Source organism: Streptomyces huiliensis (assembly GCF_020037025.1).
Lineage (GTDB): Bacteria > Actinomycetota > Actinomycetes > Streptomycetales > Streptomycetaceae > Streptomyces > Streptomyces huiliensis.
Genome location: NZ_JAIQLH010000235.1, coordinates 1 through 4,208, shown reverse-complemented (window position 1 = coordinate 4,208; position 4,208 = coordinate 1). Strand labels below are relative to the sequence as shown.

Below are 4,208 nucleotides of genomic sequence, written 5' to 3'. Positions count from 1 at the left end.
GGCCCGTTCGCCCTGCCGCCGGCCGAAGCCGACCGCAAGGCACCGCCCGCCGCGGGCGCCGACCACGCTCCGGGCCGGCCGGTGCCGGCGCAGGGCGGGCCCTTCGACGGCGGGCCCGCGGTGGGCGGGCCGATGGCCCCGGCGGTGGTCGACGAGCAGGGCGGATCGGATCGGGACGGACAGAGCCTCGGTGGGCCCGCTCTGGGTGGGCCTGGGCACGGCGGACGCGCTCTGGGTGGGCCCGGGCGCGTCGCTCCTGATCACGGCGGATCCGGTGCCGGTGGGCCCGGTCATGGCGGTCCCGGTCTCGGCGCCCCAGGTATCGGTGGACCCCACCACGGCGGTTCCGGTCCCGGCGGATCCGGTCCCGGTGGGCCCGGGTACGTCGCTCCCGGTCACGGTGGTCCCGGTCACGGTGGTCCCGGTCACGGCGGTCCCGGTCATGACGGATCCGGCCTCGGTGGACCCGACCACGGCGGTCCCGTTCTCGGTCGCCCTGACCACGTCGTCGCTCCCGACCATGAGGAGCCCGGTCTCGGTCGACCCGACCACGGTGCTCCCGATCGCGGCGGATCCGGGCTCGGTGGGCCCGGTCTGGGCGCGCCCGGTCACGGCCGTCCCGGCCACGGCGCTCCCGGTCACGGCAACGGGATGGACGGTGTCGGCGACGGCTCGGGCGGCATGGGCGGCGGTCTCGCGTCCGGCGCTCCGGCGGGTCCTGACGGCCCCGCGCCGCTGCCGGCCGGGCAGTCCGGGGCGCCCGGGGTCGCACGGCCTGTGGACGCCTCCGGTCCGATGGGGCCGGCCCGACCCGTCGGGCCCGCCGCTCCGGCCACCGCGTCGGGGCACTCCGGCCCGGCCGAGGGCGGCCGGCCCGGTGTCGGTCCTGCCGGTCTCGGGCCTGCCGGTGTCGGGCCCGCCGGTGCGGAGCAGGCCGATGCCGGGCACGCGGGTGTGGTGCAGGCCGGGGCCGGCTCCGTGAGCCATGTCGACCACCCCGGGCATCCTGGGCATCCTGGGAATTCCGGGAACCCCGGGAACCCCGGCCGTGGCGGCCACGCCGGAGGCCCCGAGCGCGCGGAGCGTGCCGAGGAAGGGCACCCCGAAGCGGGCCGGACGGCCATCCCCGTAGGCCCCGGCGGTCACCACGACCCCGTCGGCCCCAATGGCCCCACGGGCCCCGTCACGCCTTCGGCGTCCGCGCCCGGGGCCGTCGGTCCGGCGGCGGGGGCCGGTCAGGACGTTCCCGACGCCCGCCCGGGCCTCGACGGTTCGGCCGGCGCTCCGCCCACCGGCCGCCGGCGTGCGCGCCGGGCGCTCGCCGAGGAGCCGGGCGCGTCGGCGCTGCCGGGCTCCGGTGACGTCGCCCGGGCCATCAGCGTGCGCACGCTCGGGCAGGGCGCGTCCTACGTCCAGCAGGGCGGGGAGACGCCGCCCGGCGGCACGCCGAACGCGGCGGGCGCCGGTTCCGGGCGCCGGCGCAAACTGGGCAACCCCGCCGACAACGCGGGTGAACGGGAGGCGCAGGCCCGGGCGCAGGCGCCCGCCGCCGCGCCGCGCCCCGGCCCGATCGGCCCGCTCGGCCCCCGTCCCGCGCCCGCCGCGCAGGAAGGCCGCGCCTTCGCCATAGGAGCGCCGGACGAGGGCGCCGAGGGCCCCGAGCCGCTCGACGGCCCCAACGGCGCCGTGGAGGTCAGCCCCGGCGAGCCCGTACCGCCGCCCGTGGACGACGAGTTGCCGCCCGAGCCGCTCGACAACCCGCGCCGCCTCCTCGTGTGGCCGGCCCCGGACACGTCCACCCGGCAGGCCCTGACCGAGCGCGGTTACCGGCCGGTGATCGTGCACTCGCGCGAGGAGGTCGACGCGCAGATGGCGGCCTACCCGGCCGCGCTGTTCGTCGACCCGCTCACCGGGCCGATCACCCGCACCGCCCTCCAGGCGCTGCGCCAGGCGGCGGTGGCGGCGGGGGTTCCCGTGCTGGTCACGGCGGGTCTCGGGCAGGCCACCCGGGAGGCGGCGTACGGCGCCGACCCGGCCGTCCTCCTCAAGGCGCTGGCGCCGCGCGACAGCGAGATGCACCCGGCGCGCGTGCTGCTCGTCGAGGAGCACGAGCCGATCGCCAACGCGCTCACAGCGACGCTGGAGCGGCGCGGCGTCCAGGTGGCCTGCGCCGCCACGGACTCCGAGGCCGTCGCGCTGGCCGGGCAGATCCGGCCGAACCTGGTGGTCATGGACCTGATGCAGGTACGGCGCCGCCGGGCGGGCATCCTGGACTGGCTGCGGTCGCAGGGGCTCCTGAACCGGACGCCCCTGGTCGTCTACACGTCGGCCGGGATCGACCCCGCCCAGCTGCCCCGGCTCGCCTCCGGCGAGACCGTCCTGTTCCTGGCCGAACGGTCCACCAGCGCCGAGGTGCAGAGCCGGATCGTCGATCTGCTCACGAAGATCGGCACCAGTCCGGGGTGACCTCCGGGCCGCTTCCCGAGCACGCGTTCACCGCACGATGCGCCGGGCGGCGGCCCGTACGGACGCGCGGAGGCGGGCGCGGTCCTCGTCCGTGTCGCCGGTCAGGACGCGGCGCATCTGCGGCTGGACGGTGGACCAGGAGACCAGGGCGATCAGCATGAACAGCAGGTCGGCGGGCGGGATTTCGGAACTGATGACGCCCTTGCGCTGGGCCTCGGCGAAGACGGCGACCTTTCGGTCGTAGTGCCGTTTGCGCTCGTCCTCGTGCGGGAAGGTGTCGGTGCCGTACTCCAGGCCCTCCCAGTAGATGAGGCGGATGAGCTCGGGGTGGGCGGCGTGGTAGTCCATGAGGCGGTCGATCCAGGCGTCGACCTCCTCGGCGTCCACGGGCACCTCTGCGGCGAGTTGCGTCAGCCGGGCCTCCAGGACCTGTGAGAACAGCTCCGCCTTGTTGCCGAAATAGGCGTAGATCAGCTGCTTGTTGGCCTTGGCCTCGCGGGCGATGCGGTCCACCCGGGCGCCTGCGATGCCGTACGCGGCGAACTCGGCGGTGGCCGCCGCGAAGATGCGGGCCTTGGTGGCCTCGGGATCCCTTACTCCTGCCATGCCACCCAGAGTAACCAACCAATCGGTTGACAGGGGGTGGGCGGGGCCGGGAATATCTTCAACCAACCAGTTGGTTGTTAACGCGCGACGTCCTACCGAAAGTGGGGAGCACCTCCCGCGATGACCGCCACACCCGCCACACCCGCCATATCCACCCCGACCGCCGCCGCCACCCTCACCGAAGCCTCCGACGGCCCCGGCGCCCCCGGCACCGGCCGGAAAGGCCCCCGAACCGGCCTCCTCCTGACCGTCATCTCCGTCTGTACGGCGATCACGGCCGCCAACATCTACCTGGCGACCCCGCTCCTCGGCCTCATCGCCAAGGACTTCGGCGTCCCGTCCTCCTCCGTGGGCTGGGTGGCGTCGGTCGGCCAACTCGGGTACGCCGTCGGCCTGCTGCTGTTCGCCCCGCTCGGTGACACCGCCGACCGGCGACGGCTGGTGTGGGTGCTGTCCGCCGTGGCGGCCGTGGCGGTCGCGGCGGCGGGGTTCATGCGCGGTACGCCCGCGCTGGCGGCCGCCGTCCTCGTGGCGTGCGCGGCCACGGTCGTCCCGCAGCTGCTCGTCCCCCTCGTCGCCGAGCGGGCGCCCGCCGAGCGCCGGGGACAGCACGTCGGGGCCGTAGTGACCGGCCTGTTCGCGGGCAGCGTCGCGGCCCGGGTGCTCGGCGGGCTCGCGGGCCAGGCGTACGGCTGGCGGCCGGTCTTCTTCGGCGCGGCCGTGCTCACCCTGGCCATCGGCGTCCTGACGGCGGCCGTACTGCCGCCCGAGACGCGGCCCATCCGTCCGTCCCACCCGCTCAAGGCCATCGCCGGGCTGCCGGGCCTGCTGGTCTCCTCGCCGGCCCTGCGGGCGGCGTGCGTGCGCCAGGCCGGCGTGTTCGGCACCTGGAGTGCGCTGTGGACGTCGCTCGTCCTGCTGCTGACGGACGAGCACGGCGCGTACGCCCTGACCACGGCGGCGGCCGGGCTGTTCGGGCTCTTCGGCCTCACCTCGGCCGTGGCCTCGCCCGTCGCGGGCGCCCTGATCGACCGCTTCGGCACCCACCGGGTCATGGCCACGGGCTACGCGGCGGCCGTCGTCTCCCTCCCCCTCTTCTGGCTCGGCGGCGACCACCTGTGGGCGCTGTGCGCCGG

Annotated in this window: 2 protein-coding genes and 2 pseudogenes; 2 read left to right on the top strand and 2 right to left on the bottom strand. The window is 76.3% G+C overall.

Translation table 11 applies throughout. The features are described 5' to 3' along the window. Positions 1-987 (bottom strand): annotated as a pseudogene (locus tag JNW98_RS29390) (hypothetical protein); the annotation flags it as partial. Between the two features lie 144 nt (positions 988-1,131). Between JNW98_RS29390 and JNW98_RS29385 the strand changes: the two are divergent. Next, positions 1,132-2,466: pseudogene (locus tag JNW98_RS29385) on the top strand (response regulator transcription factor); the annotation flags it as partial. 27 nt (positions 2,467-2,493) lie between these two features. Here the strand turns inward: JNW98_RS29385 and JNW98_RS29380 are convergent. After that, on the bottom strand, positions 2,494-3,072 hold the full coding sequence (locus JNW98_RS29380) for a TetR/AcrR family transcriptional regulator (protein ID WP_223771338.1): 579 nt from the start codon (positions 3,070-3,072) through the stop codon (positions 2,494-2,496). Positions 3,073-3,192: 120 nt separating this feature from the next. Between JNW98_RS29380 and JNW98_RS29375 the strand changes: the two genes are divergently transcribed. Further along, the coding region (locus tag JNW98_RS29375; protein ID WP_223771337.1) for an MFS transporter at positions 3,193-4,208 on the top strand (1,016 nt) is incomplete at its 3' end.